At 71.6% G+C, this 24,299-nt stretch carries 21 protein-coding genes and 1 pseudogene; 5 read left to right on the forward strand and 17 right to left on the reverse strand.

Annotated elements, in window-relative coordinates; genetic code table 11:
• Positions 1-109 precede the first annotated feature (109 nt).
• Both ACGFIO_RS15815 and tmk read right to left on the reverse strand, forming a co-directional pair.
• Positions 110-1,303, reverse strand: coding sequence for a DNA polymerase III subunit delta' (locus tag ACGFIO_RS15815; protein WP_392826807.1), 1,194 nt, complete (start codon positions 1,301-1,303; stop codon positions 110-112).
• Positions 1,296-3,602 carry a dTMP kinase gene (gene tmk / locus ACGFIO_RS15820; protein WP_392827082.1) on the reverse strand — a complete coding sequence of 769 codons (2,307 nt, stop codon included), beginning with the start codon at positions 3,600-3,602 and terminating at the stop codon, positions 1,296-1,298. The genes ACGFIO_RS15815 and tmk overlap by 8 nt, the downstream gene beginning before the upstream one ends.
• Before the next feature lie 225 nt (positions 3,603-3,827).
• Here tmk and ACGFIO_RS15825 point away from each other — a divergent pair, with 225 nt between their 5' ends.
• A complete protein-coding gene (locus ACGFIO_RS15825) occupies positions 3,828-5,033 on the forward strand; it encodes an amino acid deaminase/aldolase (protein WP_392826809.1) in 1,206 nt (401 codons plus the stop codon).
• 13 nt (positions 5,034-5,046) lie between these two features.
• Here the strand turns inward: ACGFIO_RS15825 and ACGFIO_RS15830 are convergent, their stop codons facing one another.
• Entirely contained in the window at positions 5,047-5,676 is a 630-nt protein-coding gene (locus tag ACGFIO_RS15830) for a TetR family transcriptional regulator (protein WP_392826811.1), read from the reverse strand.
• 128 nt (positions 5,677-5,804) lie between these two features.
• On the opposite strand from ACGFIO_RS15830, the gene ACGFIO_RS15835 reads away from it, so the two are divergent.
• Positions 5,805-7,127 (forward strand): D-arabinono-1,4-lactone oxidase, encoded by a 1,323-nt coding sequence (locus tag ACGFIO_RS15835; protein ID WP_392827083.1) that lies wholly within the window; start codon positions 5,805-5,807, stop codon positions 7,125-7,127.
• On the opposite strand, the gene topA is transcribed toward ACGFIO_RS15835, so the two are convergent.
• The 6 genes from topA to ACGFIO_RS15865 all read right to left on the reverse strand — a co-directional run bounded on the left by topA (position 7,124) and on the right by ACGFIO_RS15865 (position 14,934).
• Complete coding sequence (gene topA, locus ACGFIO_RS15840) at positions 7,124-9,910, reverse strand: type I DNA topoisomerase (protein ID WP_392826812.1); 2,787 nt, start codon at positions 9,908-9,910, stop codon at positions 7,124-7,126. The genes ACGFIO_RS15835 and topA overlap by 4 nt on opposite strands.
• A gap of 170 nt (positions 9,911-10,080) precedes the next feature.
• A complete protein-coding gene (locus tag ACGFIO_RS15845) occupies positions 10,081-10,920 on the reverse strand; it encodes a hypothetical protein (protein ID WP_392826813.1) in 840 nt (279 codons plus the stop codon).
• Entirely contained in the window at positions 10,911-11,441 is a 531-nt protein-coding gene (locus tag ACGFIO_RS15850; protein WP_392826814.1) for a hypothetical protein, read from the reverse strand. Before ACGFIO_RS15850 ends, ACGFIO_RS15845 begins: the two co-directional genes overlap by 10 nt.
• Before the next feature lie 110 nt (positions 11,442-11,551).
• Entirely contained in the window at positions 11,552-13,909 is a 2,358-nt protein-coding gene (locus ACGFIO_RS15855; RefSeq protein WP_392826815.1) for a sodium-translocating pyrophosphatase, read from the reverse strand.
• Positions 13,910-14,137: 228 nt separating this feature from the next.
• Positions 14,138-14,578, reverse strand: coding sequence for an ATP-binding protein (locus ACGFIO_RS15860; RefSeq protein ID WP_392826816.1), 441 nt, complete (start codon positions 14,576-14,578; stop codon positions 14,138-14,140).
• Positions 14,575-14,934 carry an STAS domain-containing protein gene (locus tag ACGFIO_RS15865; protein WP_392826817.1) on the reverse strand — a complete coding sequence of 120 codons (360 nt, stop codon included), beginning with the start codon at positions 14,932-14,934 and terminating at the stop codon, positions 14,575-14,577. The genes ACGFIO_RS15860 and ACGFIO_RS15865 overlap by 4 nt, the downstream gene beginning before the upstream one ends.
• A gap of 115 nt (positions 14,935-15,049) precedes the next feature.
• Between ACGFIO_RS15865 and ACGFIO_RS15870 the strand changes: the two genes are divergently transcribed.
• Positions 15,050-17,305, forward strand: a complete 2,256-nt coding sequence (locus ACGFIO_RS15870) for a DEAD/DEAH box helicase (RefSeq protein WP_392827084.1) — start codon at positions 15,050-15,052, stop codon at positions 17,303-17,305.
• Here the strand turns inward: ACGFIO_RS15870 and ACGFIO_RS15875 are convergent.
• The 8 genes and pseudogenes from ACGFIO_RS15875 to ssd form a co-directional block, all read right to left on the reverse strand.
• Positions 17,302-17,784 (reverse strand): Rv3654c family TadE-like protein, encoded by a 483-nt coding sequence (locus ACGFIO_RS15875; protein WP_392826818.1) that lies wholly within the window; start codon positions 17,782-17,784, stop codon positions 17,302-17,304. The two genes, ACGFIO_RS15870 and ACGFIO_RS15875, sit on opposite strands and share 4 nt — an antisense overlap.
• Positions 17,781-18,149: a TadE family type IV pilus minor pilin gene (locus ACGFIO_RS15880; protein WP_392826819.1), complete on the reverse strand. Its 369-nt coding sequence runs from the start codon at positions 18,147-18,149 to the stop codon at positions 17,781-17,783. The genes ACGFIO_RS15875 and ACGFIO_RS15880 overlap by 4 nt, the downstream gene beginning before the upstream one ends.
• Positions 18,146-18,331, reverse strand: coding sequence for a DUF4244 domain-containing protein (locus tag ACGFIO_RS15885; protein ID WP_392826821.1), 186 nt, complete (start codon positions 18,329-18,331; stop codon positions 18,146-18,148). Before ACGFIO_RS15885 ends, ACGFIO_RS15880 begins: the two co-directional genes overlap by 4 nt.
• A 29-nt stretch (positions 18,332-18,360) precedes the next feature.
• On the reverse strand, positions 18,361-18,972 hold the full coding sequence (locus ACGFIO_RS15890) for a type II secretion system F family protein (protein WP_392826822.1): 612 nt from the start codon (positions 18,970-18,972) through the stop codon (positions 18,361-18,363).
• Complete coding sequence (locus ACGFIO_RS15895; protein WP_392826824.1) at positions 18,969-19,295, reverse strand: hypothetical protein; 327 nt, start codon at positions 19,293-19,295, stop codon at positions 18,969-18,971. Before ACGFIO_RS15895 ends, ACGFIO_RS15890 begins: the two co-directional genes overlap by 4 nt.
• Positions 19,292-20,044, reverse strand: a complete 753-nt coding sequence (locus ACGFIO_RS15900; protein WP_392826826.1) for a hypothetical protein — start codon at positions 20,042-20,044, stop codon at positions 19,292-19,294. The genes ACGFIO_RS15895 and ACGFIO_RS15900 overlap by 4 nt, the downstream gene beginning before the upstream one ends.
• A gap of 284 nt (positions 20,045-20,328) precedes the next feature.
• Positions 20,329-21,489, reverse strand: a pseudogene (locus ACGFIO_RS15905) (TadA family conjugal transfer-associated ATPase); the annotation flags it as partial.
• The gene (gene ssd, locus ACGFIO_RS15910; RefSeq protein WP_392826827.1) at positions 21,486-22,538 is read right to left on the reverse strand and encodes a septum site-determining protein Ssd; all 1,053 of its coding nucleotides are present in this window, start codon (positions 22,536-22,538) and stop codon (positions 21,486-21,488) included. The pseudogene ACGFIO_RS15905 and the gene ssd, both read right to left, overlap by 4 nt.
• 176 nt (positions 22,539-22,714) lie before the next feature.
• Here ssd and ACGFIO_RS15915 point away from each other — a divergent pair, with 176 nt between their 5' ends.
• Together ACGFIO_RS15915 and ACGFIO_RS15920 are read left to right on the forward strand one after the other, a co-directional pair.
• Positions 22,715-23,080: an STAS domain-containing protein gene (locus tag ACGFIO_RS15915; protein ID WP_392826828.1), complete on the forward strand. Its 366-nt coding sequence runs from the start codon at positions 22,715-22,717 to the stop codon at positions 23,078-23,080.
• A 293-nt stretch (positions 23,081-23,373) separates the two neighbouring features.
• On the forward strand, positions 23,374-24,225 hold the full coding sequence (locus tag ACGFIO_RS15920; protein WP_392826830.1) for an HAD family hydrolase: 852 nt from the start codon (positions 23,374-23,376) through the stop codon (positions 24,223-24,225).
• Positions 24,226-24,299: the final 74 nt, after the last annotated feature.

Consider the following 24,299-nt stretch of genomic DNA (forward strand, 5'->3'; position numbering starts at 1 on the left):
AACGCTGGGCGGGAGGTCAGGCGCGGGCATCGCATTGATGGCGCGGGGTCGCCACGTGGACGGCGAAGAGGTGGGAACGGCAGCTGCGCCGGGTGAAGGGATGAGTGGGTCAGCCGCGCCAGAGGTGGACCATCATTGCCTCTACGGCGATTTTGGGCTTTACGTTGAGGTCGATGGCCTCGCGGCATGCCAGGACGGCTTCGAGGCGGCGGAGGGTGCTTTCGGGGGTCCACTTTTCGGCGGCCGCCGCGGACTGGGCGGACGTGTCGGTGTGGACGACGGCGACGGGGGCCTTCAACGTGGTGATCAGCACGTCGCGGTAGAAGCCGGCCAGGTCGACCAAGGCGCGGTCGAGGGCGTCGCGCTGGGAGCGGGTGGCCCGGGAACGCTGGCGTTTCTCCAGGTCTTTGATCTGGCCGGCGGCGCCGCGCATAGCGCCGGCCGCGCCTCGGCCGGTGCCGCCGGCGCCCAAGGCCTGTTCCAAGGCCGCCTTCTCGGAAGCGTCGGTGTCGGACACCGCGGCGGCGGCCTCGGCCTCAGCCGCCTCGATCAGGGCCGACGCCGCGTCGAAGCAGGCGCCGATGCCGGTCAGGCGGCGCGGGACGGCCAGCACGGCCTCTCGGCGTTTGCGGGCGTCAGCGTCGGCGGCCAGGCGTTTCGCACGGCCGACGTGACCCTGCGCGGCGGCCGCGGCCCAGGCGGCCACATCTGACCGCACGCCGTCGCGGCGGGTCAGGACCTCGGCCACGGCGGCGGCGGGGGGCTGGCGCAGGGCGACCACGCGGCAGCGGGAACGGATGGTGACCGAGATGTCGTCGGGGTGGGTGGACGGGGTGCAGAGCAGGAACACAGTTCGCGGAGGCGGTTCTTCAATGGCCTTGAGCAGGGCGTTTCCGGCCTGCTCGGTGAGGCGATCGGCGTCCTCGACCACGACGGCCTGCCAGCGACCGTTCGAGGGGGCGCTGCTCGCCCGCAGGACCAGGGCGCGCATCTCGTTGACGCCGATGGACAGGCCCTCGGGCACGACGAAACGCACGTCTGCGTGCGTACCCCCTAGAGCCGTGTGGCATCCGTGGCACTCGCCGCAGCCGGACCCGTCGCGCTCGCACTGCAGGGCCGCGGCGAAGGCGCGGGCCGCGACCGAACGACCCGAACCGGGCGGGCCGGTGAAGATCCAGGCATGGGTCATCGCGCTCGGGCCGGTGAGCGTGCCGGCGACGATGCGGGCGGCCGAATCGGCGGCGCGACGCAGCACCTCGACTGCCTCGTCCTGACCGACCAGGTCGCCCCAAACCTCACTCACGGCGGCCATTCTTGCTCGTGCCCGGTGTATCGGCCAGGTCCTCCACCACTTCGGAAGGACTTTCCGGCTGAGCGACCTCCGAAGCGGAAGAAGCCGGCGCGGAAGAAGCAGTCGCGGCCGAAGGCGAAGCGGCCGAAGGCGAAGTGGTCGAAGGCGAAGTGGTCGAAGGCGAAGTGGTCGAAGGCGAAGTGGTCGAAGGCGAAGTGGTCGAAGGCGAGGCAGGGGAAGGCGAGGCAGGGGAAGGCGAGGCCGGGGAAGGCGAGGCCGGGGAAGAGGGGGTCGTGGAAGGCGGGCTGGGGGCAGGTGAGGGAGCCGGCGGAGGAGCGGCGGGCGGGGTAGAGGGAGCGGGCAGCAGGGCGTCGAGGCGGTGGGTGACCGACTCGGCGATCTCGTCCGGTGCGGAGGACGCGTCCAGGACCAGGTAACGCTTCGGGTCGGCGGCGGCCAGGTCGAGGAACGCGTACCGCACCCGGTCGTGGAAGGCTCGGGACTCGCTCTCCAACCTGTCCGCGCCCTGCCCGCGCGAGTCCACCCGGGCCAGCCCGACCTGCGGGTCCACGTCCAGCAACACGACCAGGTCGGGCTTGAGGCCGCCGGTCGCCCAGGACGACAGCCAGCTGATCTCCGAGACCGGCAGGGTACGGCCGGCGCCCTGGTAGGCGAGGGACGAGTCGACGTACCGGTCGCTGATCACCACCGCGCCCCGCGTCAAGGCCGGGCGGACGACGGTGGCCACGTGGTGGGCGCGGTCGGCCGCGTAGAGCAGGGCCTCCGCGCGGGGGGCGGGCGCGTCCCCCTTGTCCAGCAGTAGCCCGCGGATACGGGCGCCCACGTCGGTCGCGCCGGGCTCGCGGGTGACCACCACGTCGCGGCCCTGGGCGTGCAGGGCCGAGGCGAGGCGGGTGACCTGGGTCGACTTGCCGGCGCCCTCGCCGCCCTCGAAGACCACGAAGACGCCGTGCCGGGTGAACTCGTCGGGCGGCGACAGCGGGCGGCCGCGGATCGAACCCCACAGGTCGGCGAGGACGGGTACGCCCTTCTTGTCGTCCATCTGCCGGAACGCGCTGATCCCGCTCCACACGCCGAAGACACCCGCGGCCAGCAGCAGGATCCGGGTCGCGGAGATCGAAATGTCGACCGGGCCGACGTTGATGATGCGGGAGCCGCCCAGGCCGACCAGTACGCCGGACAGGGCGATGGCCAGCAGCAGCACCATCCGGGTGCCGATCTGGACCACCGCCACGACCCGGCCGCGCACGTCGTCGCCGACCTGGCCGCCGAGCAGCGTGAGGCCGGACAGGAAGGCCATGCCGGCTCCGGCGCCGACGAAGATCGCGCCGACCAGCGCCATGGACAGGTGGATGGCGACCGCCAGGAACATCACTGAACCGCTGGCCAGCACGATGCTCAGGCCGAACCAGCGGCGCCGGGACAGTTCCTTGACCACCATCGGGCCGAGGCCGATGCCGATCGCCAGGCCGATGAACAGGGTGGCGAAGAGCAGGGAGAACGCGGCGTCGCCGGCGCCGAGCGAGGCGGTGAAGAACCGGGCGGTGCCGATCACGATACCGGCGCCCGCGAATGCGCCGAAGATGCCGAGCACCAGGCCACGAACGAGGGGGGTGGTGCCGATGTACTTCCAGCCGTCGAGGAACTGCCGGAGCATGCTCTGCTCGGCGGCCTTCTGTTTACGTTCGCGGATGCCGAGGCTGATCTCGCGGATGCCGAAGTAGACGACCAGCGCGGTGGCCAGCCGGGAGCCGGCGTTGACCCAGAGGCCCAGTTGGGACGGTTCGGCCCAGGCCGGCATGTTGGGGAACGGGCCACGGACCAGGCGGTCGAGGGCGGCCAGGCTCAGGGCGGCGAAGATCGGGGTGATGCCGTACGTGGTGATCAGGGTCAGCTGGTTCGACACTTCGAGCCGGCTGCGCGGGATCAGGTTGGGTACCGCCGCCTCCTTGGCGGGAATCCACATCAGCGTGACGGTCTCGCCGATGAAGGTGGCGACGACCGCCCAGGTCACTATCAGGCCGCCGTTGTCGCTGATCAGGGCGACCGCGGGGATCGACCCGTACACGAAGAAGCGGATGATGTCGCAGATGACCATGGTGTAGCGGCGGTCGAACCGGTCGGCCATCACGCCGGCGATCGGGCCGAGGATCAGGGCCGGTACGAGCCGGATGGCGATCGTGCCGCTGAACGCGCCACCCTGGGCGACACTGCCGGTGACCTGCTGGGACGCGAAGAGGGCGGTGGCCAGCAGGCCGAGCCAGTCGCCGAACGACGCGACGCTGAGCACCAGCCAGAGCCGGCGGAACGGGCGTATTCGCAGCACCGAGCGCAGGGCCGCCACCCCGGAGAGGTCGACCGGCGCCGCGGCGTCGGAACGCGAGTCGGTGTCGATGGCCGTACCTCCCGTGGTCAATTACCGCTGAGCACTGTATCCGGCCGGTTGACATGCACTAACGGGTGGCGCATAGATGAACCTGTTTCGCATTGGGCGTGGAGGCGTTATGTTCCCCAAGTGACCGCCCCACGCCGCAACCTGCGCGAACGCCTGGATCGTGCCACCGCGCACCTGGAGACCCCGATCGCCGTGGTCGACCTGGCCGCCTTCGACGCCAACGCGGCCGCGCTCGCCTCCCGGTCCCGGGGCAAGCCGATCCGGGTCGCCAGCAAGTCGGTCCGGGTCCGGGCGCTGCTGGAGCGGGTGCTGGCCCGGCCGGGCTGGCGCGGGGTGATGGCATACACGCTGCCCGAGGCGATCTGGCTGGTCCGGGCCGGCGTCAGCGATGACGTGCTGGTCGCGTACCCGTCGGCCGATCGCTCGGCCCTCGCCGAGCTGGGGAAGGACGACGAGCTGGCCGCCGCGATCACCCTGATGATCGACAGCCCGGCCCATCTGGACCTGATCGACCAGGTCGCGCCCGCGAGCCGGCGGGCCGAGCTGCGCGTCTGCATAGAGCTCGACGCCTCATGGCGTCCCGCGACCCAAATTCACGTGGGGGTACGCCGCTCGCCCGTGCATTCGGCCGTTCAGGCGGGCGCGCTGGCCCGGCGCATCACGTCCCGCCCGGGCTTCCGCCTGGCCGGGATGATGTCGTACGAGGCGCACATCGCCGGCGTGGGCGACGCACCCACCGGCCGGGCCATCCGCGGCGGCATGATCAAGGTGATGCAGCGCCTCGCCCTGCCCGAGCTGATCGAACGCCGCCAGGCCGCCGTGTCCGCCGTCCGCGAGCACGCCGACCTGGACTTCGTCAACGGCGGCGGCACCGGCAGCATGGCCGAGACCGCCGCCGACCCGTCGGTGACCGAGATCGCCGCCGGCTCGGGCCTCTACGGTCCGACCCTGTTCGACCAGTACACGAACTGGCAGCCGACCCCGGCCGCGCTCTTCGCCCTGTCCGTGGTCCGCCGCCCGGCCCCGCGCATCGCGACGGTGCTGGGCGGCGGCTGGATCGCGTCCGGGCCGCCGGAGCCGTCCCGCCAGCCCACCCCGTACCTCCCGGAGGGTCTGAAGTTCCGGGGTGACGAGTGGGCCGGCGAGGTGCAGACCCCGCTACTCGGTGCGGCGGCGTCCGGGCTGCGGCTGGGTGACCGGGTCTGGTTCCGCCACGCCAAGGCCGGTGAGCTGTGCGAACACGTGAACGAGGTGCAGCTGGTCGACGGCGAGAGCGCGACCCCCACGCCGACGTACCGGGGTGAGGGCCATGCGTTCCTCGGGTAGGCCAGGCCCTCGCTCACTCCGAGACGTGGCGGTGCAGGTATTCCCGGATCAGCGCCTTCGCCTCTCTTATCACCGACTCGTCGCCGGTCAGCTCGCGCCGGAACGCCATCTTGATCAGGGCGTCGGCCGCCTCGACGGCGATCTGCAACGCGAACCGGAGCTGGCCGCGGTCCTGGATCTGGAACTGCTCGACCAGCAGGCCGGCCAGGCGCTCGGCGATGACCGCGTTGTTGTCCCGCTCGGCGTCCAGCAGGTGCAGGTCGACGACGTCGCCGAAGTGCAGCGTGCGGAAGCCGGGCACGGTGCGGTGCATGGTGATGAACGAGTCGATAGCCGCGTCCACCCCGTCCCACCAGTGCGCGAACGTCTCGTTGGCGAACCGCGCCGAGAGGGCCTGCAGGTAGGCGTCCATGTTGCGCATGGCCAGCGCCTGGACGATGGCCCGCTTGTCCGGGAAGAACTGGTAGACGGACCCGATAGCGACTTCGGCGCGCTCGGCCAGCAGCGTGGTGGTCAGGCCTTCATAGCCGACCTCATCGACGAGCTCGGCGCAGGCGTCCAGCATGCGCTGGACCCGGGCAACGCTTCTGCCCTGCACCGGGACCCGCCGCAGCGGCCCGGTGGTGACGGTTGGTGTCGACACGCGTCGCCACTCCCTCTCAGCAGTGATAATCGGAACGTTACTCGGATCAACGAGCGAGCAGCATCGACGGGACGCCGACGCGACATGGCATCACCAGATTTGTGCGACTGTCCGCTCGGTGGAGGGACATTGCCGTGACGACCAGTGACATCACCGCTCCCCCGCGCTCCACGAGATGGCGGAACTGGGGCGGCAACCAGCAGGCGGTGGCCCGCGAGGTGCGTACGCCCGGCAGTGTCGAGGAGGTGGCCGCGCTCGTCAAGGAGGCCGCAGACACCGGGCGGCGGACCAAGGTGGTTGGAAGCGGACACTCCTTCACGGCCATCGCGGTGGCCGATGACCTGCGCGTACTCCTTCCCGGCCTGTCGTCGCCGGTGTCCGTGGACGGGCATCTGGTCACCGTTCAGGCCGGTATGCCGATGTACGCGCTGAACGCGTACCTGGCCGCCAACGGGCTCGCCCTGCCCAACCTGGGCGACATCGACCGGCAGACCGTCGCCGGCGCGATTTCGACGGGTACGCACGGCACCGGCCGCAATCACTCGACGCTCGCGTCCTGCGTCGAATCGGTGACCATTGTCACCGGAACAGGTGACGTGCGACATTTCGACAAATCGGACGACGACTTCCCCGCGGTCCAGCTCGGCATCGGCGCGCTGGGCATCCTCGTCGACGTCACCCTGCGATGCGTGGACGCGTTCACGCTGCGGGCCGACGAATGCCCGATGGCCCTGACCGACGTGCTGGCCGGACTGGACGAGTGGATCGCCGCCGATGAGCACGTCGAGTTCTACTGGTACCCGTACACCGACCGCGCCCAGCTCAAGCGCAACACCATCGTGCCGGTGGCCGACCAGCCGCTGTCCCGGTTCCGGGGCTGGATGGACGACGAGTTCCTGAGCAACACCCTGCTCGGGGCGGTCTGCCGGCTCGGCCGCCGGGTACCGGCCGTGGTGCCCACGATCCAGGCGATCTCGGCCCGGGCACTGACCGCGCGCACCTACACGGCCCGCTCCGACGAGGTGTTCTGCACGCCGCGCAAGGTGCGGTTCACCGAGATGGAGTACGAGGTGCCGAGGGCCGCCATGCCCGAGGTGCTGGCCGCGCTCCCCCGGATCATCGAGAACCTGCCGTTCCGGGTGCAGTTCCCGGTCGAGGTGCGGTTCACCGGGCCGGACGACATCTGGCTCTCCCACGGGTACGGGCGGGAGTCCGCCTACATCGCGGTCCACCAGTACAGCGGGAGCCCGTACGAGCCGTACTTCCGGGCCGTGGAGGCGGTGTGCGAGCCGCTGGGCGGGCGTCCGCACTGGGGAAAGCTGCACTACCGGGAGGCGGCGTCGCTACGGACGGCGTACCCGAGGTTCGACGACTTCCTGGCCGTACGCGACCGGCTCGACCCGGCCCGGGTGTTCGCGAACGAATACCTGGACCGGGTGCTCGGGGCTTAGCCCTCGGTCTTGGTGGCCGTCGCCTTCTTGGGGACGGCCTTCTTCGCAACCGCCTTCTTCGCCGGCGTCGCCTTCTTGGCCGGGGTGGCCTTCTTGGCCGCCGTCTTCTTGGCCGCCTTCTTCGCCGGCTCGGCCTTCTTGGCCGCCGCCTTCTTGCGCGGCGCCGGGCCCTTCGCCCGCTTCTCGGCCAGCATCTCGGAGGCCTGCTCGATGGTCAGTTCCTCCGGGGTCTGACCGCGGCGCAACGACGCGTTGGTCTCGCCGTCGGTCACGTACGGACCGAAGCGGCCCTCCTTGATCACCAATGGCTTCTCGGTGGCGGGGTCGTTGCCCATCTCACGCAGCGGCGGAGCGGCGGCCCGGCGCTGGCGAGCCTTGGGCTGGGCCAGCAGGGCCAGCGCCTCGTCCAGAGTGACAGTGAACAGCTGGTCCTCGTTCTCCAGCGAGCGGTAGTCGGTGTCCCGCTTCACGTAGGGACCGAACCGGCCGTTGGCCGCCGAGATCTCCTTGCCCTCGGCGTCCTTGCCCAGGATGCGGGGCAGCTGGAGCAGTTTCAGCGCCTGTTCCAGGGTGAGGTCGTCGGGCGACTGGGTCTTGAACAGCGACGACGTACGGTCACCGGACTGCACGTACGGCCCGTAACGCCCGGACTTGAGCTGGACCGCCTCACCGGTCGCCGGGTCGTCGCCCAGGCTCCGCTCGCCCCCGCCGCCGAGGAACAGCTCGTCGACCTTTTCCGGGGTCAGCTCGTCGGGAGCGACGCCCTCGGGAATCGACGCGCGGTTCTCGGCCAGCTCCTCTTCCTGCCCCGGCATCTGCCGCTGCAGGTAGGGGCCGTACCGGCCGACCCGGACGACCACATGCCGGCCCTGGTCGTCGTCGAACAGCGGGATCGAGTTGACCAGGCGGGCGTCGATGTCGCTGAGGTTCTCGGTCACCATCTTCTTCAGGCCGCCGGCCTTGGCGATCGAGTCGTCCGTGCCGATGTCGGAACCGAAGTAGAAGGCGGTCAGGAAGTCCACCGCCGGGTGGTCGCCGCCGGCGATGTCGTCGAGCTGGGTCTCCATGGCCGCGGTGAAGTTGTAGTCGACCAGCCGGGGGTAGTGGCCCTCGAGCAGCTTGACCACGGCGAAGGCCAGGAACGACGGGATCAGCGCCTGGCCCTTCTTCACCACGTACCCGCGGTCCTGGATCGTCCGCATGATCGACTCGTACGTCGACGGGCGGCCGATGCCCAGCTCCTCCAGCGCCTTGACCAGCGACGCCTCGGTGTAACGGGCGGGCGGCGAGGTGTGGTGGCCGAGCGCGTTCAGCTCCTCGGGCGTCAGCGGCTGGTCCTTGACCAGGTTGGGCAGCCGGCGCTCGGCGTCCTCGGCCTCGGCGGTCTCGTCGTCCGACGACTCGACGTAGGCCCGCAGGAAGCCCGGGTCGGTGATCGTCTTGCCGGTGGCGCCGAAGTCGACCTCTTCGTTGGCGGTCGAGATGGCCCGGATCCGCACCGAGATCGAGTTGCCGATCGCGTCGGTCATCTGCGACGCCACCGTCCGGCGCCAGATCAGCTCGTACAGCTTGAACTGGTCGGAGGTCAGCTCCTTGGCCACCTCGCCCGGGGTGCGGAAGTTGTCACCGGCCGGGCGGATCGCCTCGTGCGCCTCCTGCGCGTTCTTCGCCTTGGAGGTGTAGCGGCGCGGCTGCGGCGGGACGTTGTTGGCGCCGTACAGGTCGGCGATCTGCCGGCGGGCCGCGGAGAGCGCCGTCTCGGAGAGGTTCACCGAGTCGGTACGCATGTAGGTGATGTAGCCGTTCTCGTACAGCACCTGGGCCGTACGCATCGTCTGCGACGAGGAGAAACGCAGCTTGCGAGCGGCTTCCTGCTGCAGCGTCGAGGTGATGAACGGCGGGTAGGGGCGGCGCCGGTACGGCTTCTCCTCGACCCGGGTGACGGTGAACGGGCGGTCCTCCAGGCGGGCGGCCAGCCCACGGGCGCCATCACCGTCCAGATGCACCACGCCCGCACCGGGCTTGACCTTGCCGGTGGTGGGCTCGAAGTCCCGGCCGGTGGCGATCCGGTCGCCGTCCAGCGCGATCAGCGTCGCGGTGAACTGGCGCGGACCCTCCTTGACCTGGCCCTGCACCGAGAGCAGGGCGTTGATGTCCCAGTACTCGGCCGACCGGAACGCCATGCGCTGACGCTCGCGCTCGACCACGATGCGGGTGGCCACCGACTGGACGCGCCCGGCGGACAGGCGGGGCATCACCTTCTTCCACAGCACCGGGCTGACCTCGTACCCGTACAAACGGTCGAGGATCCGGCGGGCCTCCTGCGCGTCGACCAGGTCGCGGTCGATGTCACGCGGGTTGGCCACCGCGGCCTGGATGGCCGACCGGGTGATCTCGTGGAAGACCATCCGCTTGACCGGGACCGTCGGCTTGATGGTCTCGACCAGGTGCCAGGCGATGGCCTCGCCCTCGCGGTCCTCATCGGTCGCGAGGAAGATCTCGTCGACCTCCTTGGCCAGTTTCTGCAGCTTGGCGATCTGCTGCTTGCGGTCCGCGGAGATCACATAGAGCGGGTGGAAGCCGTTGTCGACGTCGACGCCGAGCCGCGCCCACGGCATGCCCTTGTACTTCGCGGGCACCTCGTCGGCGTTTTTCGGCAGGTCACGGACATGGCCGATGGAGGCCTCGACGAAATAGTCGGGCCCCAGGTAACCGGCGATCGTCTTGGCCTTCGACGGAGACTCGACGATGACCAGACGGGTCGTCCTGGTGTCACTCGGCACGGCACTCCCACACTTCTTGCCAATTCCTGCGTTTCAAACTAACGCGCCGGATGGTCCCGCATTCCCGGGGGCACCGGAAGCCGGATGGTAACGGTCCGGCCACCGCATGCGTCCGACGGCGACACCGTACACCGGGAAACCGGAGTCGTGTCGCACACAATCCAGGAAGATCATGCACCAGCGCCGCCCGGCCAGACCTCTGCCGGTGCCGACGCGGGACGCTCGCCGACCAGCTCAGCCAGCCTGACGAGGGGTCGCCGGCGGGTGATCCGGTAGCGCCGTCCATGATCCGACAAACGGCCGTCGAGACCGGTCCGGGCCAGCGCGGCGGCGATCATGTCCGGCTGTACCTCCGGGTTCAGCTCCAGGGTGAAACCGTGCGGCCCGGCCGTGCCCGCGGCGGCGACCCACAGGCGAAGCCGGGGTCCGCTGAGGAAGAGGCCGTCGGCGGCCGCCGGCCAGCTGCGGGCCAGGGCGTTCAACCTGCTCGAGTACGCCGTCCGCACCTCGAACCGCGGCCCGGCCTCCTCCTCTTCTTCTTCCTCCACCTCCCCCCCGAGGGCCTCGTCGACCACCACGTCGTCACTCACCGACACCGGAACCGGCGCGGCCTCTTCACCCTCCGCGACCGGCGGGTCGGGCTCCTCGGGGGTGGCCAGGACCTCGAGCTCGCGTACCTCACGCTCGGGCTCGTCGAACGGGCGCCAGTGCACCACCAGGCCGCGGGTGAGCAACTCGGCCGCCAGCACGTGCACCCGCCAGGCCTCGTTCACCGGGATCGACACCCGGGCGGTGCCGCCCATCTTGTCCAGCCGGCCCGGGCCGACGAGCAGGCCGGCCAGGTCGAGGGGCGACGACTCGGTCGTCTCGGCACCGAAGATCGGAAGCTGACGACCCCCGGGCGTGGCGCGGGCGAGCGCCCGGCGGGCGCGGGAGGCAACCGGAACCGGCGCGGGCAGCAGCTCGCGCGGTATCAGCGGCCAGCCCGTCTCGGCCATGGTCAGCGGCACTCCGGTGCTTCGTCGAACGCCTGCTTCAGCTCCACCGAGCTCAGCTTGCCCGTGTCGAGCTCGCTCCGCTCGTACTCCTGCTGAAGTTTTTGCACCACCACGGTGACCTGGTCGTAGAACGCCTTCTGGGGGCTGGTGGCGAGCCCCTCGATGCCGCCGCGGGCCCGGGCGTAGGCGTCGCGCATGCCGGTCAGCGAGGCGGTGAAGCTGCTGGCGACCTGCTCGCCGTTGTCGACGTCGGGGACGCCGGCCCGCTCGACCCCGGCCCGCGCCTGCTCACTGGCCGTCTCAGCGCCGGCGAAGAGGCGGACCAGATTTTCCTTGGCCTGCGCCGGCGTGGTCTCCGCGGTCATCTGCTCCTGGGTGCGGTCGGTGAGCGTGCCGATCTCGGCCCGCCAGGGCGCGAGCGCGGTGCACACGGCCACCGCCCAGGTGCGCGGGCCGCTGGTGTGCGAGCAGGCCGCGAGCGACACACCGATGAGGAGGGAGACGACGATCAGCAACGGTCGGGCCGGGCGCATGGCGAAAAGGGTACGTGTTGGGTCCGACAGGCTTTTCATCGTCATCAACATGAGGAAGGGCACCCGGCGCGTGGCCGGGTGCCCTTTCTTGATCATCTAGCCGGACCCGGTCAGACGTTGACCTTCTCCGAGGCCGGAGCGGCCGGAGCGTCCTCACCCATCGAGATCGGCTTGCGCTTGCTGTTGATCACCGCCGCGACGATGACCAGAGCCGCCACGATCGCGATGATCAGCCGCAGCGGCGTGTTCGCGTCCTCGCCGATACTCCAGGCCACGACGGCCGGGGCGATCAGCAGCGAGACCAGGTTCATCACCTTGAGCAGCGGGTTGATGGCCGGGCCGGCGGTGTCCTTGAACGGGTCGCCGACCGTGTCGCCGATGACCGTCGCGGCGTGTGCCTCCGAGCCCTTGCCGCCGAAGTTACCGTCCTCGACCAGCTTCTTGGCGTTGTCCCAGGCGCCACCCGAGTTGGCCAGGAAGACGGCCATCAGAGTGCCGGCGCCGATCGCACCGGCCAGGTAGGACGCCAGCGCGCCGGCGCCCAGGCCGAAGCCCACCGCGATCGGGGCCATGATGGCCAGCAGGCCGGGGGTGAGCAGCTCGCGCTGCGCGTCCCGGGTGCAGATGTCGACCACGCGGCCGTACTCGGGCCGCTGGGTGCGGTCCATGATGCCCGGGAACTCGCGGAACTGGCGGCGGACCTCCATCACGACCGCACCCGCGGAACGGGACACGGCGTTGATGGCCAGACCGGAGAAGAGGAACACCACCGCGGCGCCGACCAGCAGGCCGACCAGGTTGCGCGGGTTGGAGATGTTCAGCAGGTTGAGAACCTCGGTCTCGATCTCCTTGACCTGGGCCTCGGCCAGCGAGGTACGCAGCGTGTTCACGTACGAGCCGAACAGCGCGGTCGCCGCGAGCACGGCCGTCGCGATCGCGATGCCCTTGGTGATGGCCTTGGTCGTGTTGCCGACCGCGTCGAGCTCGGTGAGGATCCGCGCGCCGTTCTCGTCGACGTCGCCGGACATCTCGGCGATGCCCTGCGCGTTGTCCGAGATCGGGCCGAAGGTGTCCATCGCGACGATGACGCCGACCGTGGTCAGCAGGCCGGTGCCGGCCAGTGCCACCGCGAACAGCGACAGGGTCAGCGACGAGCCGCCGAGCAGGAACGCGCCGTACACGGCGGCGCCGATCAGCAGGGCCGAGTAGACCGCCGACTCCAGGCCGACGCTGATGCCGGCCAGCACGACGGTGGCCGCACCGGTCTGCGACGACTTGCCGATGTCCTGCACGGGACGGCGCTCGGTCTCGGTGAAGTAGCCGGTCAGCGCCTGGATGGCGGCGGCCAGCACGATGCCGATGACGACCGCGCCGATGGCCACGAAGCGGGGGTTGGCGCCGCTGGCCACCACCTCCGGGTCGATCGAGGCGGCGTTGTCGAAGCCGGCGAACGTGGCCGGCAGGTAGATGAAACTGACCACCGCGACGATGACTGCAGCAAGCACCGCCGAGATGTAGAACGCCCGGTTGATCGCGGTCAGACCGTTCTTGTCGGAGGCCCGGAGGCGGGTGATGAACACACCCACGGTCGCGATGACCACACCGATCGTGGAGACGATCAGCGGGAAGATCAGGCCGTCCTGCCCGAACGCGGCCTGGCCCAGGATCAGGGCCGCGACCAGCGTCACCGCGTACGACTCGAAGAGGTCCGCGGCCATGCCGGCACAGTCACCGACGTTGTCGCCCACGTTGTCGGCGATCGTGGCGGCGTTGCGCGGGTCGTCCTCGGGGATGCCCTGCTCCACCTTGCCGACCAGGTCGGCGCCGACGTCCGCGGCCTTGGTGAAGATGCCGCCGCCGACCCGCATGAACATGGCCAGCAGGGCGGCGCCGAAGCCGAAGCCCTCGAGCACGGTCGGTGCGTCGGTGCGGAAGATGAGCACGACCAGCGCGCCACCGAACAGGCCCAGGCCCACGGTGAGGAACCCGACCACGCCACCGGTGCGGAACGCGATCGACATCGCCTTCTCGCGGCCGCCGGACTCACCGGCCGCCGCGGCCACCCGCAGGTTGGCCCGGGTCGCCAGGGCCATGCCCCAGCCACCGATCAGCGAACTGAACACGGCGCCCACGATGAAGAACAGCGAGCGGCCGATCTTGACCCAGGTCTCGTTGTCGGTGTCGTGCACCGGGAGCAGGAACAGCAGCACCACGGCGATGACGACGAAAATCGCGAGCGTCTTGAACTGGCGGAAGAGGTACGCGGTAGCACCCTCCTGCACCGCGCCGGCGATCTCCTGCATGTTCTGCGTACCGCGGCCATTGTTGAGCACGGCCTTGACGAAATACGCGGCGAAGGCCAGCGCCACCAGCGCGAACGCGATCGCGATGATGACGTACGTGACGTTCGAACCGCTCAGGGACGCCCCGCCGCCCTCCGCGGCGAGGAGTTCCAAATTACGGGACATCCAATGTCCTCCTGTAACCACAACCCCCGGCGGCGGACGTGGCCACCGGGTGCCTCCCCGCTCCGGCGGGGGTGACGACGACTAGGTCCCGCGGCCGCGGGACCAGGAGCAGTAGCTGATAACCCGCGTACTGTATAGGTCCGCCGTGTTTGTGGTCACACCCAGGCCCGGCCGTGTCGTGGTGATCTTTGCCGCTGTGCTAGTCGGCGTTCCGGGGTTTAAGAGTGATTAACGCCTATTTACCGGCCACGCCATCCGGACCTCGGTGCCGGTCCCGTCGTCCACGGGACGCACCTGGAGGTCGTCGACGAATCCGGCCAGGAGCGCGAACCCGACACCGGTGGTGAGCGCCTCGTCGGTCAGCGACTCGTCGGCCAGCTCGTCCGGCGGAAGCTTGGTCAGGCCGATGCTGGCGTCGATGGGCGCGTGGTCGATCACCCGGACCGCGTACGAGTCGGCGTCCGACATCTCGACGGTCACCAGGTCGGGCAGGCCGTACTGCCGGTGCAGGGCCACCGCCCGGGTGCACGCCTCACCGATGGCCAGCCGGACCTCGTCCAGGAGTTCCTCGGCCACCCCGGCGCGCCGGGCCACGGCCACGCCGACCAGCCGCGCCGTGCGGACATGCACGGGGGCGGGCGAGAAGGACAGCCGGACCGTCGCCATCATTGAGGACCGGCGCCGTCACCGCCGGCCCCGGTGGCCGCCTCGACCGAACCGAAGATCGGGAACACCTGGTCCAGCGCGGTGATCCGGAAGATCTTGAGCAGCGGCTCCTTGGCGCAGACCAGGCCGAACGTGCCGTCCGCGGCCCGGAGCCGTTTCAGCGCGCCGACCAGCACGCCCAGCCCCGTCGAGTCGAGAAAGTCGACCCGGCCGAGATCGACCACGACCTTGCGCTCGCCGCCGTCGACCAGCTCCACCAACCGCTCCCGCAGCCGTGGGGCGGTGTAGACGTCGACCTCGCCGCCGACCTCCAGCACCGTGTGCCCGGCGACGGTGCGGGTCGCCAGCGACAACTCCATCGTTCCTCCTCCGCCGATCTCCCCAGCGAATCTAACCATCGTGGGGAAGCCCTAGACGCGTGGCAACGTTCGTGGTACCCGTTTGGGGTTCGTCACATACCGATGCGAGAGTGCGATCGTGCCGGTCACCCACAACCTTCTCAGCGGATCAGCCGTGACGCACGTGGAAGAGGTGGCGGCCCGGGCCGGACGCACGGTGGCCTGGCCGGACTGGGTGCACGGCGACGTGCTCCGGGCGTACACCCGGATCGGAATCTCGCAACCGTGGGAACATCAGGCCAACGCCGCCACGATGGCCCACGACGGTCTACATGTGGTGCTCGCCACTGGCACCGGTTCCGGGAAGTCGCTCGGCTACCAACTGCCGGCGCTGTCCCGCCTGAGGTCCGACGAGCGGGCGACCGCCCTCTACCTATCGCCGACCAAGGCGCTGGCGGCCGATCAGTTGCGCGCCGTCGCGGGCCTGGACCTTCCCGGGGTACGCCCGGCGGCGTACGACGGTGACACACCGCGAGCCGAACGCGAGTGGATCCGGCAGCACAGCCGGTTCGTGCTGACCAACCCCGACATGCTGCACCACGCGATGCTGCCCGGACACACCAAGTGGGCGGCGTTCCTGCGCCGGCTGGCGTACGTGGTGGTCGACGAGTGCCACGCCTATCGCGGGGTGTTCGGCTCGCACGTCGCACACGTGCTGCGCCGGCTGCGGCGGGCCGCGGCCCGATACGGCGCCTCGCCCACCTTCGTCCTGGCCTCGGCCACCTCCGGCGACCCGGCCGACGCGGCCGCCCGCCTCACCGGCCTCGACGTGCACGCGGTCGTCGACGACGCGTCACCCCGCGGGGCGGTCACCTTCGCCCTGTGGGAGCCGCCACTCTCGGACGACGTGCCGCCGGTCCGGTCCTCGGCCCTCGCGGAGACCGCCGATCTGCTCGCCGCGTTCGTACGGGACGACACCCGCACGCTGGCGTTCGTGCGGTCGCGCAAGGCGGCGGAGCTGATCGCCTCGTTCGCCCGCGGCCGGCTCGACTCGATGCTGCCCGGGCTGGGCCGGCGGGTCGCCGCCTATCGCGGCGGCTATCTGCGCGAGGACCGGCGGGCGCTGGAGCAGGCGCTGCTGTCCGGTGAACTGCTCGGGCTGGCCTCGACCAACGCGCTCGAACTGGGCGTCGACCTGGTCGGCCTGGACGCGGTGGTGATGTGCGGCTACCCCGGCACACGCGCGTCGATGTGGCAGCAGGCCGGCCGCGCCGGGCGAGCGGGTGGTGACGCTCTGGTGGTGCTGGTCGCGCGGGACGATCCTCTGGACATGTACGTGGTGCATCACCCCGCCGCCCTGTTCGGCCGCCCGGTCGAGGCGGCCGTGCTGGACCCGTCGAACCCGTACGTGCTGGGTCCGCAACTCTGCTGCGCCGCCTTTGAGGGCCCGCTGACCTCCTCCGACCTGTCGCTTTTCGGCAAGGGCGCCGTCGAGGCGGCCTCCGCGCTGGCCGCGTCCGGGGCGCTGCGAAAACGGCCGACCGGCTACTACTGGACCCAGCGCGGCACCCCCGACGTCGACCTGCGCGGCACCGGCGGGGCGCCCGTCTCGGTCGTCGAGTCGGCCACCGGCAAGCTGCTCGGCACCGTCGACGCCGGCTCGGCCCACGCGATGCTGCATCCCGGGGCGGTGCACCTTCACCAGGGCGCGAGCTTCGTCGTCGACGAACTGGACCTGGCCGACGCGGTGGCCCTGGTGCACGCGGCCGACCCCACCTACTCGACCCATCCGCGCGACATCACCGACGTCTCGGTGGTGTCGGTCCGCTCCTATGTGGACGCCGGCCCGATCGGCCTGTTCCTGGGCGACGTCGACGTCACCAACCAGGTCGTGTCGTTCCAGCGCCGCCGGATCAGCACGGGCGAGGTCATCGACACCACGCCGCTGGACCTGCCGCCACGCGAGCTCCGCACGGTCGCGGTCTGGTACACGATCTCGCCGCGCGAGCTGTCCCGGGCCGGCGTGGCCCCCGCGGACATTCCCGGCGCCCTGCACGCGGCCGAACACGCGGCGATCGGGCTGCTCCCGCTGATCGCCACCTGCGACCGCTGGGACATCGGCGGCCTGTCGACGGCCAACCATCCGGACACGGAGGCGCCGACGGTGTTCGTCTACGACGGGCATCCGGGCGGGGCGGGTTTCGCGGAGCGCGCCTACGCCGCGGCGGCGACCTGGCTGACCGCCACCCGCGACGCGATCAACGCCTGCACCTGCGAATCCGGCTGCCCGTCGTGCATCCAGTCCCCCAAGTGCGGAAACAACAACAGCCCCCTCGACAAGCCGGCCGCCGTCACCGTCCTGAACGCGGTCCTCTCCCACCTGCCCGCCTAGAGCTTGCCCACACCCGCCCCCTGCTCACCGCTTGCCGGGGCCTCGATCACCTCTCGCCCGCCAGGCTCAGACCACAGTGGACCGGATTCCTGCCCCGGCGCGGAGAGCGGGCCGGCGCGGGCGGCCGCGCGGGCCGGCTTCGGGAAGTGGCGCGACGTCACCGTCACGTGGACGACGATCTCCAGGCCGTCTTGGCGGCAGGACTCCACGGCGGCGCCGTTGGCAGCGACCAGACGGGCGGCCTCGACGCACGCCGACTCCTCACCCTCGACCACCCGGGTGGCGCCGGCCAGCGCGCCGAAGTCCGCCGCCGCCCGCGCCTCGTGCCGGGCGACCCGGGCGTTGGCGACCATCGCCCCGGCCAGGCCGGCCGCCACCAGCACCAGGCCGATCGCGAGCAGCAGGATCGACGCCGCCCCGCGCTCGCCCGATCGCCGCCCCGGCGTCGCGCATCCGCCGAGGTCGGGCCGGCGCATCATGGGATCGGGTCGGTGGCGGCGGGCTCTCGGGCGGCCGTCGCCCCGGCGGTCACGGTCAGGGGTAATGGCAGGTCGCCGAGTGGGGTGGGGTGTGCCGTCACGGTCACCGTGATGAGGTCGGTGCCCGCGGCCACGTCGTAGGTCGCGCCCGGTGGGGCCACACGTGCGATCGCGGCGGCCGGGGAGTCGCCGCGAGAGGCGGCCAGGGCGGCCTCGCGGGCGGCGTCGACGCACTGGATCTTCGTGCTCACCACGGTCACCACCGACACACCGACATAGAGCAGCAGAAGGAGCGCCGGCAGCCCGGCGGCGTACTCAGCCGTGAACGACCCACGGTCGCCACCGGGCCACCGGCGCCGGCTCAACTCAGCGCCTTGTCAACGATGCCGGCCAGCGCCGCCTGCGTCTTCGCGCTGGTCACGACCTTGAGCAGCAGCCCCGCGAACGCGACCGCGGCAATCGTGCCCATGGCGTACTCGGCCGTGTTCATCCCGGCCTCGGCCGCATCCCGGGTCAACCTCACGATGCGGGCCTTGAGTCTGCGCACGATGGATCTCCTTACTGTGGTGGGGTGGTTCACAACACGTCGCCGATCAGGGCGACCAGCACCGGCACGAGGCCGGCGAGCACGAAGGCGGGCAGGAAGCACAGCCCGAGCGGCAAAACGATGAGCACCCCGGCCCGCTGAGCGGCGGCCTCGGCGGCGAACCCCCGGCCGGCCCGCAGATCGTCGGTGAGCCGGGTCAGCGCACCGGCCAGGGCACCGCCGCTCGCAGTGGACCGGATCGCTGCCGCTACCAGGCGATCCGCGCCCTCTATATCGGACAGATGTGCCCACGCCTCGTCCGGTCCGGCACCGAGCCGCATCGATCGGGCCGTCCGCTCCAGCCGTTCCCCCAGCGGCCCACCGAGCGCCTCGGCCACCGCGAACACGGCCCGATCGACCGGTGCCCCGGCCCGCAACGCGGCGGCCAGCAGATCGGCACACAACGGCAGGTCGACGGCCGCCCGCAGGCGCGCCTCCCGCACGTGGCCGGGCTCCCGCGTACCGAGAAACCGCCACACCCCGAACCCGGCGCCGATCCCCGGCGCGACCGCCCACCACGTGCCGACCAGCCCGGCAATGCCCGCACCAACCGCCACCGCCATGAGCAGATGCAACCGCCGCTCCCGCCGGCCCCCGGTCATGAGCGCCCACCGGAAGCGCCGACCGCGGCCTCGGCATCACCGGCCCCGCCCGGCCGTGCGGCTTTGGCCTCGGCGACGCCGGTGGCGGCCAGGCGCGCGGTCTTGGCCTCGGCGACGCCGGTGCCGGCCAGGCGCGCGCCCGTCGCCGGCCGGGTGCGGCTGGTGAGCTGCCCGGGTCCGGCGCAGATGAAGGGCGCGCTGGTTGCCTCCCCTTCGGCTGCGTGCAGGATCGCGGCCGCGCAGCAAGCCCTGAGGGGTACGCGCGAAGGCCCGCTGCTGCGCATGAAGCGTTCGGCCCCGCACACCTCGCGATCGGCGGTCATCGGGCCACCCCGGCCATCAGCCGGTCACACCACAGCAGCCCACCGGCCTGCAGCATGACCGCTATCACGGCGCACCCGGCGCCCACCCTCGTGCCGAGCAGCACCTGCAGCGGATCGGCGCCGATGCTGTAGCCGAGCCCGATCCCGGCCAGCGGCAAGGCTGCCAGGAGCAGGGCGGTCATCTGCGCCCCGGCCGCCTGCGCCTTCGCCGTGGCGGTGGCGCGGTCGGCCGCCCGGGCGTCGTCCTCGATGCGTTCGACCAGGTCGGCGGCGGGGGCGCCGGTACGTTCGGCGAGGCGCCAGACCGCGGCGGTCAGTTCGGCGAGCCGCCGGTCGGCGAGGTCCACGGTGCGGCCGGCGCTCGGTGGCAACCCGGCCCGCAGGTCTCCGGCCAGCGAGCACAGTTCGTCCAGGCTGGACGTACGCGCGGCCGCCACCGCCCGCCGCGCCATCCCTCGCGCAATCGCCCGCAGCAGCAACACCGCGTAGACGCCGGCGACGACAGCGGCAACCGGTCCCCCGGCGACGAACCCGAGCCCGGCCGCCGTGATCGTCCCGCCGAGCATCAGCCGCCGCGGATCCGACGCCGCGAGCCGGGTCACGTGCCGGCGCATCGCCTCGATGCCGGCCGCCTTCGGCGGGGCACCGCCGGCCGACCGGAGCCGCCGCAACGGCACCCGCAGCCGCCGGAACCGCAGCGCCGCTGCCGGCACAGCGACCAGCGCGACCAGCATCAGCAGGAGCGCCAAGTCTCGGAAGCCCGCGTTCATACCCGGCTCACCGCCAGCACACCCGGCCGCGCCTCCGAGCCGTCGGACGCCTGCATCCCGGCCAGCACCTCGACACCGGGGCGGCGCCGCACCGGCCGCTCGCCCGAAGCCTCGCGAGCGATCTGCCGCCGGGCGACCGGCCCAGCCTCCGAGTCGTCCGTGGTCTCGACCAGATCCGCCCAAGGTCGGGCCGGCCGACCGCCAGCCGCCGAAGAAGACCCACGCAAAGGAGGAGGAATCCGCGGGAGGGACGGAGCGGACGCGAGGAGGGGTGGGACCTTGACGCCGCGGGAGGTGAGGAGGTGGGACAAGGACTCGGCGGCCGGGCCTCGGCCGGTGGTGCGGTGCCAGGCCGGGACCACGGTGGCCAGGTGGTCGTCGCCCTTCGGGGCCAGGACACTGATCGATTCCAGGGTGCGGCCGGATTGCGTACGCCGGACCTGCAGCACCACCTGCAACGCGGCCAGAACCTGCGCGTGCAGCGCCACCCGCGGCAGCCCACCCAGCAGCCCCAGCGCCTCCAGTCGGGCCGGCACGTCGCCGGGCGCGTTGGCGTGCAGGGTGCCGGCGCCGCCCTCGTGGCCGGTGTTCAGCGCACCGAGCAGGTCGACGATCTCGGCGCCCCGGCACTCGCCGACGACCAGGCGATCGGGGCGCATGCGGAGTGCCTGCCGGACGAGATCGGTCAGGCCGACCGCGCCGGCTCCCTCGACGTTGGCCGTGCGCGCCTGCAACGTCACCACGTGCGGGTGGGTGGGCCGGAGCTCGGCCGCGTCCTCGACCAGCACGATGCGCTCGGTCGGCGGCACCAGGCCGAGCAACGTGCCGAGCAGCGTGGTCTTGCCGCTGCCGGTGCCGCCGGTGACCAGGTAGGCCAGGCGGGCGGCCACGATCGCGGCCAGCACCTCGGCCGGGCCGGGCGGCACGGTGCCGTCGGCGATCAGGTCGTCGAGGGTGAAGGGGCGCCGGCGGAAGGTCCGCAGCGAGAGGTACGGGCCGGCCGTCGCGACCGGCGGCAGCACCGCGTGCAGGCGGGTGCCGTCGGGCAGCCGGGCGTCGGCGAAGGGCTGGCCGTCGTCCAGGCGCCGGCCACACGCGGCCGCGAGGCGCTGGGCCAATCGGCGTACCTCATCGGGGGTTCCGACCGGCACCGCGGCCCGGACCAGCCCGGCACCGCGGTCGACCCACACCTCGGTGCCGTTGACCAGCACGTCGGTGACCGAGGGCTCGGCCAGCAGCGGGGCGAGCGGCCCGGCCCCGACCAGCTCGTCGTGGACTCGCCCGGCCAGCCGCCGCACCGTCGTGTCGCCGAGGACCGCGTGGGGCGTCTCCGACCGCACCGCCGTGACCACGGCGGCCGGTGTCGCCTCCGTACCCTCCAAGGCCAGCTGTTGCCGCACCCGGGCGGCCAGTTTCGCGCTCATGCCGCACCGATCAGGTCGCGGCACAGTGCGGCGAGCCGGCCTTTGCCGTTGAGCGCGGGTGGCTCGCCGCGTTCCAGCGCCGCGCACATCGCCGGTTCCGGATCGAGTGCCCCGGCCAGGGGCAACCCCACCGCCTGGGCCACGTCTTCCGGCCGGAGCCCGCCGGGCGCCGGGCCGCGCACCACCGCCGCCTGGTCGTCACAGTGGTGGCCGACCATGCTCCGGACCCGGCGGGCGGCGGCGGCCGCCCGCACCTCGGCCGGCACCACGAGCAGGGTCTGGTCGGCGGCGTCGAGGGCCAGCGCGGCAGCGTCGTCGAGATGCCGGGGCAGGTCGACGACGACCAGGTCACGACCCCGGCGGGCGGCGTCGAGCGCGGCCGCCATCGCCTCGGCCGGCACCTGGACCAGCGCGTCGTCCTGGGTGAAGGACAGCAGCACCAGGTCGCCCTGGCTGGGCAGGGCCCGCATCAGGGCGGGCGGGTCGACCGGTCCGTCGGCGCCGGCCAGGGCGGACCAGCGCAGGCCGGGCTCGTGTTCCCAGCCGAGCGCCAGGTCGAGCCCGCCGCCGAGCGGGTCGGCGTCGACCAGCAGGGCCCGCCGGCCGCAGCGCACGCCGGTGACGGCCAGCGCGGTGGCGAGGATGCTGGCGCCGGCACCGCCGCACCCGCCGATCACGGCCAGCACGCGGGCGCCCGGCGGTTCGTCGGACCGGGGTGCGGCGAACCGGTCGACCACCCACGGCTCGGCCGCCGGCAGGGCGGCGCCGTGCTCGGCGCCCAGCAGTTGAGCGTGCGTCCATGTCTCGGGCGGCATGCCGTGCGGCCCGACGACGACCACCCGGCGGCGGCGTGGGAGGTGGGCGCGCAGGCACGGCTGGAGCTGGTCGGCGCCGATCATGACGATCGACGCGGCGGAGTAGCGCGGACGGGCGGCGACCGGGTCGGTGGCGACCTCGACCTCGGTGCCGCCGGCGGCGGCGAGGCGCAGGAGATCGTCGAGCAGGCGGGGGTCGGCGGTGACCACGAGCGGAAGACGCGATGCGGGCATCGAGGGGCCTCCAGGTGAGCGGTGGGCTCACACGGTGGCTCGCCCGCGACGGGCACGGCGGGCGAAGATCATCTTCTTGTGGATAACTCCCAGGCCTGTGGATAACCCGTACGGGAAAGAGTGGAGTTCGCGGGTCTTGGGTATGTTGTTGCCGACCTGGAGCGATGGAGATTGGCATGGAGAACGCGATCCGGAGCGCCTCGGCCGGGGACGGCACGGCGACCGTCACCGTGATCGGCGAGGTCGACTTCGCGAACGCCGACGACGTCGCCACCGGCATTCGCGAGGCGGTCGCCAACCTGCGGCCGTCCGTTCTGTATGTCGACCTCGAGGGCGCGTCGTTCGTCGACTCGACCGGTTTGGGCGCGTTGATCGAGGGCTATCACGCCACCGCCGAGCGCGACTGCCGCCTCGTCGTGGTCAACCCGACCCACAGTTTTCGCCGGGTGCTGGCCGTGACCGGGCTGACCGAGTTGTTCGGCCTGTCCGAAAGCGATGACACCGCCGACGGGTTCGAGGCAACCGAGGCCACCGGCGCTTGAGCCGCAGAGAAGACGACCCCCGTCGGGGGAGACGGGGGTCGTCCCTGGATTCGGCTCCGGGGGGGTCGAGCCGAATCGACCCGGTGATCGCGGGGGGCGCAACCACCGAGAGTCTCAACGAGATGACTCAGCCAGGGATGCAACATGAATCTCTGTCGCAACACAAGTCTGCCTCAGCATAGGCCGACCGTCGAGTACCGCGTGTAACCGAGTAGGCCGTTCTTGCCAGTTTCTTTGCGTCAGCTGTGCGGGATGGCCGGCGTGGCCGACGCGAACCGTTACACTTTCGGCCCGTGGGGCGCAGCGCCGCGTTTTTCGACCTCGACAAGACCGTCATCGCCAAGTCCAGCGCGCTGGCCTTCGGACGGCCTTTCTATCGTGACGGCCTGATCAGCCGGCAGGATGTCGTCAAGAGCGCCTATTCGCAGTTGATCTTCCGGCTGGGCGGCACCGACGAGCAGACCATGGCCCGCATGCGCGACTATCTGGCCGCGCTGTGCAAGGGCTGGCGGGTCGAGCAGGTGCGCCAGATCGTCGCCGAGACCCTGGACGAGCTGATCAACCCCTATGTGTACGCCGAGGCCGCCACGCTCATCGGCGAGCACCAGGCCGCCGGCCGCGACGTGGTCCTGGTGTCCGCCTCGGGCGAGGAGATGGTCCGCCCGATCGGCGCGCTGCTCGGCATCACCGACATCATCGCCACCCGCATGGGTGTGGTCGACGGGCGCTACAGCGGCGAGATCGAGTTCTACGCGGCCGGGGAGAACAAGGCCGATGGGGTACGCGAGATGGCCGGCGACCGCGGCTACGACCTGTCCGAGTGTTACGCGTACTCCGATTCCAGCAGCGACCTCCCGCTGTTGCAGACGGTCGGCCACCCGAGCGCGGTCAACCCGAGCCGCAACCTGCGCAAGGTGGCGATCGAGCACTCGTGGCCGATCCTCGAGTTCCGCCACCCGATCCCGCTGGGCCGCCGTCTTCGCGAGCGCCCGGCCGTGCCGGTGGCCGCGGCCGCCCTCAGCCTCGGCGTCGGCGTGGCCATCGGCCTGGCCATCTACGGCCGCCACCGCAGGGCCCGCGCGGCCATGGCCGGACAGCCGCGGGCCCGCGCACGAGCAGCCGGACAGGCCCGGTCCGCTCGGTGACTCCGAAGTGTCTGACTGATTAGGGTAAGTCCAACTTTGCGGGCCGAACCCATGGCGATCATGCGGCGGCGGGC

Source organism: Actinoplanes sp. NPDC049265 (genome assembly GCF_043197135.1).
Taxonomy (GTDB): Bacteria; Actinomycetota; Actinomycetes; order Mycobacteriales; family Micromonosporaceae; genus Actinoplanes.